We start from the raw sequence: 4,203 nt of genomic DNA on the forward strand, positions 1-4,203 counted from the left end.
GATGAGCTTCTTCGTCACCAGTGTCGGTTCCGGCAAGGGCGCCGATCTCGGCGGGCTGAAGGGCGCCGACGCCCATTGCGCCTCTCTGGCCGAAGCCGCCGGCGTCAAGGGCAAGACCTGGCATGCCTATCTGTCGACCGGTGCCGAGGATGCGCGCGACCGCATCGGCAAGGGCCCCTGGTTCAACGCCAAGGGTGAGAAGATCGCCGACGATGTCGCCTCGCTGCACGGCGACGCCAACGCCATCTCCAAGCAGACGGCGCTCAACGAGAAGGGCGAGGTGGTCAACGGCCGCGGCGACAAGCCGAACCGGCATGACGTGCTGACCGGCTCGAAGCCCGACGGCACCAAGATCGCCGACCAGACCTGCGGCGACTGGACGATGAGCGGCGCCGACGGCGCAGCCATGATGGGCCACCACGACCGCACCGGGCTCGACGATTCGGCAGCGGCCAAGTCGTGGAATTCCTCGCATGCCTCGCGTGGCGGCTGCAGCCAGGAGGCGCTGCAGGGCACTGGCGGCGACGGCCTGTTCTATTGCTTCGCCGTCGAATGACGCCTGAAGAGCGGGATTGACATCACGCGGCTGTGATGTCGCGCGCAAGCACCGCGCGCCGGGCGAGCTTTCACCGCTCGCCCGGAGTTGCTAGGATCGGCCGACTCTCCCACACCAACACAGTGAGGAATTCCCATGGCTGCTCCCAGCGTAGCATTGGTCTGGTATCTGGTGATCGCCGGCCCGCAGGGCGGCATGGTGGTCCTGCCCAGCACCTTCGACACCCGCGAACAATGCACCAACGCCATCACCGAATACCAGAAGCAGCCGACACCCCAGGGCTGGGCGGTGCAGTGCGTGCCGAGCGCCTCGCCCTTCACCGACGAAGGGGATGCCGAAGAGCCCTCGGCGCAGTAGCTTCAGCGTTTCACGCTGACTGTCAGCTCAGGCTTGGTGCTGATGGTCTGGAACACCACGCAATAGCGTTCGGTGAGCTTGAGCAGCGAATCGATGCGTTCCTGCGGCTCGTCGGTGTCGAGGTCGAAACTGAGCCGGATGGCGCGGAAGCCGACCGGCGCCTCCCTGGCAACGCCCAGCGTGCCGCGAAAATCGAGATCGCCCTCCGCCTGCACCGTGGCAGCGCCGAGCTTGAACTCCAGAGCCGTCGCCACCGCCTTCAGCGTCACGCCGGCGCAGGCCACCAGCGCCTCGAGCAGCATGTCGCCCGAGCAGAGCTCGAGCCCGGTCCCGCCGGTCGCGGGGTGCAGCCCGGCGATGGCCAGCGCCCTGCCCGTCTCCACCTTGCAAGCGATCGACTGGTCGTCGATCGAGCCCCTGGCGCGAAGCGTGATCAGAGCGCTCGAGGCGTCCTCGCGATAGGCTTCCTTCAGAGGCGCCTGCATGGCCTTGAGTGCGGTGGCGTCCATTTGCGCTCCTTTCGATACTTTGGTGGTTGATAGCACATTATTCCGGCTTGGGTTCCTCACCCCCCTGAAATGGGGGGAGGTGGCTCGGCGAAGCCGAGACGGAAAGGGGAGCGCCCTACGAAGCCCCCTCTCCGTCCGCTTCGCGGCCACCTCTCCGCCGCCCTTGGCGAGGGCGAGGAACCCAAGTCTTGAGACGCCCCTTTGACTTCGACCCTCTCGACCATACCTATGCGGAAGTCGTTCCCGCGGAGGCATCATGCGGTTCAAGCTGAAACTCGTCCCCCTGCTGGCTCTTGCCGCCTTCGCCCAGCCGGTCCTTGCCGGGACCACCGAGCCGCCGGCGCCAGCGGGCGGCGTGCTGTCGCTCTTGCCGCAGCCGCAGACGACGAACCATTCGATCACCATCGCCGGACGCAAGCTCGACTATCAGGCCAAGGCCGGCACGCTGTCGCTGCTTTCCGGCAGGGGCGATGTCACGGCCGAGATTTTCTACGTCGCCTATACGCTGCCGCCGCCAGCGAATGCGGCGAAGGAACCCCACCGCCCGATCACCTTCGTCTTCAATGGCGGCCCCGGCGCGGCCTCCGCCTATCTGCATCTCGGCGCGCTCGGCCCGCGCATCATCGCCACCGGAGCCGACGGGGAATTCCTGCCCTCGCCGCAAAAACTGATCGACAATCCGGACAGCTGGCTCGACATGAGCGACCTCGTCTTCGTCGATCCAGTCGGCACCGGTTACAGCCGCGAGGCGCCCGGCCAGGACACGCACGATTTCTGGGGCGTCAATCAGGATGCCAGTTCGATCGGCGCCTTCATCCGGCTCTATCTGGCGCAGAACGGCCGCACTGCTTCGCCGCTCTTCCTCGCCGGCGAAAGCTATGGCGGCTTCCGCGCGGCTCTGCTGGCGAGGACGCTGCAGGAAGATGTCGGCATCAGCCCCAGCGGCATCGTGCTGATCTCGCCGGCGCTGGAATTCATGCTGGTGCAGCCAGACGAATTCGAGCCGCTGCACTGGGCGCTGGAACTGCCATCGCTGGCGGCGGTGCGCCTGCGCAGCGAAGGCGTCAGCGGCGATGCGTTGCGGGAAAAGCTCGCCGAGGTCGAACATTATGCCATGGGCGACTACCTGACCGCCTTGGCCGGCGGGCTGGAGCAAGGCGGACGGCTGGCGAGCCAGCGCGTGTCCGACATCACCGGCCTGCCGCTCGACCTCGTCCAGCGGAATTTCGCCCGCATCCCGACATCGCTGTTCGCAAGGGAATTCGCCCGCGCCAAAGGCAAGGTGCTGAGCCCCTATGACGCTACAATCGGCACCGCCGACATCGCGCCCGAGAGCGCCCGCATCGCCGGTCCCGATCCGGTGCTCGACCGCAGCGTGCCGGCGCTCACCTCGGCCTTTGTCGGCTATATCAGCGACGAGCTCAATTTCCACACCGATATCAGCTACCGCCTGCTCAACGGCGACGTCACCCACAATTGGGACTACGGCACCTCGCGGCAAGGTTATGCCGGCGTGATGGACGATCTGCAGCGGGCCCGTTCGCTGAACCCAGCCCTCGGCGTCGTCATCGTCAACGGCTACACGGACCTCGTCACGCCCTATCTCGCCTCACGCTACCTGGTGAACCAGGTCCCACCGCTCGCCGATGCCAGGCCCATCCGCGTCGATGTCGTGGAGGGCGGGCACATGATGTATTTCAGGCCGGACGGCAGGCGCGCGCTGAAGGAGGCGGCGGCGGAGCTCTACCAGGCAACGCAATAGGGTCGTGTCCTGATCGGCGGAGCGAGGCATCATCGCGACAGGCCGGTTTAGCGGCGGAGCGTGCCCTTCGGGGCGGTCGTGAGGTCACGAACTGGTGCCAGCAGCTGGCGGACGGCGCCCGGAGAGGGCTTCGACCGCGTCTTCGATGCCGACAACCTGCCGCTCGACGTCCTCCAGATACAGTCGCCCGGCCGCAATCCGGCCGTCGACGATCTCGAACAGCGTGACCCCGCGCATCTCGAAGGGCTGCCCGTCGCGGCGAGTGCCGGACCAATGCCATTCCGTCCAGGTCGTGTCACCGTCCTGGACCGAGCGCGTGACCGTCGCGTGGAAGTCAGGGATGCCCGCGAACATGGCCTCCCAGTTGGCGCGCATCTGGTCGCGCCCGACAAAGGCTCTGCCCGGATGGGCCGGCTGTACGCTGCGGTAGTTCTCGTGGATGAGTGCGGTGACAGCGTCGAGCTGGTGCGCGTTCATCGCCCTCACCAGTCGATCGATCACATCAGTCATCGGAATTCCCGGACTTATGCAGCGCACGCATTGGCGCACCCTCTCCTTAGTCCGCTGCCCGAGCGAGCCACGCCGATCAATCCGCAAGCCTCAAAATTACCTGATTGGGCTGTGGCCGTCCAGCATTGCAAGGCGCCGGACATGGGCTTGCTCGGCCCCGTCAGGTGGCTTTTGTCCATGCGAGCTGCAGGCCGTCAGCCTGTGCCCCAACGCAAGGCCGGAGCTGGCGTAGCGCCGCGCTGGCCATCGCCCGTATAGGCTGGTCCTGTTGGGCCAGGGGTTGGCTCAGCTCCAAGCAAGCAACGTCCGCAGGCCGGTGCCGCATGGCCGATGTCGCCATTCTCGAAAGCCGCGAAAGGGTGCTGGCCGCCATCCTCGGTGCTGGCCGCCATCCTCTTGACGGGCGGCGCCTATTTCCTGTTTTCGGCGCTGGACGCCGCGATCAAGCTGCTGGTCGCCGGCGTCAGCGTCTGGCAGATCATGTTCTTCCGGTCGATCACGATCCTCGC

5 protein-coding genes and 1 pseudogene are annotated in these 4,203 nt (G+C 66.4%); 4 read left to right on the forward strand and 2 right to left on the reverse strand.

Annotation, left to right across the window (positions count from 1 at the left end):
- Both EN745_RS31075 and EN745_RS31080 read left to right on the forward strand, forming a co-directional pair.
- Positions 1-556, forward strand: a 556-nt coding sequence (locus EN745_RS31075; protein ID WP_127423010.1) for a hypothetical protein, incomplete at its 5' end; no start/stop codon positions are given.
- Positions 557-691: 135 nt separating this feature from the next.
- Complete coding sequence (locus EN745_RS31080; protein WP_126055664.1) at positions 692-913, forward strand: hypothetical protein; 222 nt, start codon at positions 692-694, stop codon at positions 911-913.
- A gap of 2 nt (positions 914-915) precedes the next feature.
- Here the strand turns inward: EN745_RS31080 and EN745_RS31085 are convergent, their stop codons facing one another.
- On the reverse strand, positions 916-1,422 hold the full coding sequence (locus tag EN745_RS31085; protein WP_126055665.1) for an OsmC family protein: 507 nt from the start codon (positions 1,420-1,422) through the stop codon (positions 916-918).
- A gap of 256 nt (positions 1,423-1,678) precedes the next feature.
- On the opposite strand from EN745_RS31085, the gene EN745_RS31090 reads away from it, so the two are divergent.
- Positions 1,679-3,184, forward strand: coding sequence for a peptidase S10 (locus EN745_RS31090; RefSeq protein WP_126055666.1), 1,506 nt, complete (start codon positions 1,679-1,681; stop codon positions 3,182-3,184).
- Positions 3,185-3,268: 84 nt separating this feature from the next.
- Here the strand turns inward: EN745_RS31090 and EN745_RS31095 are convergent, their stop codons facing one another.
- Positions 3,269-3,694, reverse strand: coding sequence for a nuclear transport factor 2 family protein (locus EN745_RS31095; protein ID WP_126055667.1), 426 nt, complete (start codon positions 3,692-3,694; stop codon positions 3,269-3,271).
- Positions 3,695-4,017: 323 nt separating this feature from the next.
- Between EN745_RS31095 and EN745_RS37705 the strand changes: the two are divergent.
- Positions 4,018-4,203, forward strand: a pseudogene (locus EN745_RS37705) (EamA/RhaT family transporter); the annotation flags it as partial.

The organism is Mesorhizobium sp. M4A.F.Ca.ET.022.05.2.1 (genome assembly GCF_003998845.1).
GTDB lineage: Bacteria > Pseudomonadota > Alphaproteobacteria > Rhizobiales > Rhizobiaceae > Mesorhizobium.

What these genes read in the sequence shown, in the direction of transcription:
- EN745_RS31095 (WP_126055667.1), bottom strand. Translation starts at nt 3,694, where the DNA reads ATGACTGATGTGATCGATCGACTGGTGAGGGCGATGAACGCGCACCAG.
- EN745_RS31085 (WP_126055665.1), bottom strand. Translation starts at nt 1,422, where the DNA reads ATGGACGCCACCGCACTCAAGGCCATGCAGGCGCCTCTGAAGGAAGCC.
- EN745_RS31090 (WP_126055666.1), top strand. Translation starts at nt 1,679, where the DNA reads ATGCGGTTCAAGCTGAAACTCGTCCCCCTGCTGGCTCTTGCCGCCTTC.
- EN745_RS31080 (WP_126055664.1), top strand. Translation starts at nt 692, where the DNA reads ATGGCTGCTCCCAGCGTAGCATTGGTCTGGTATCTGGTGATCGCCGGC.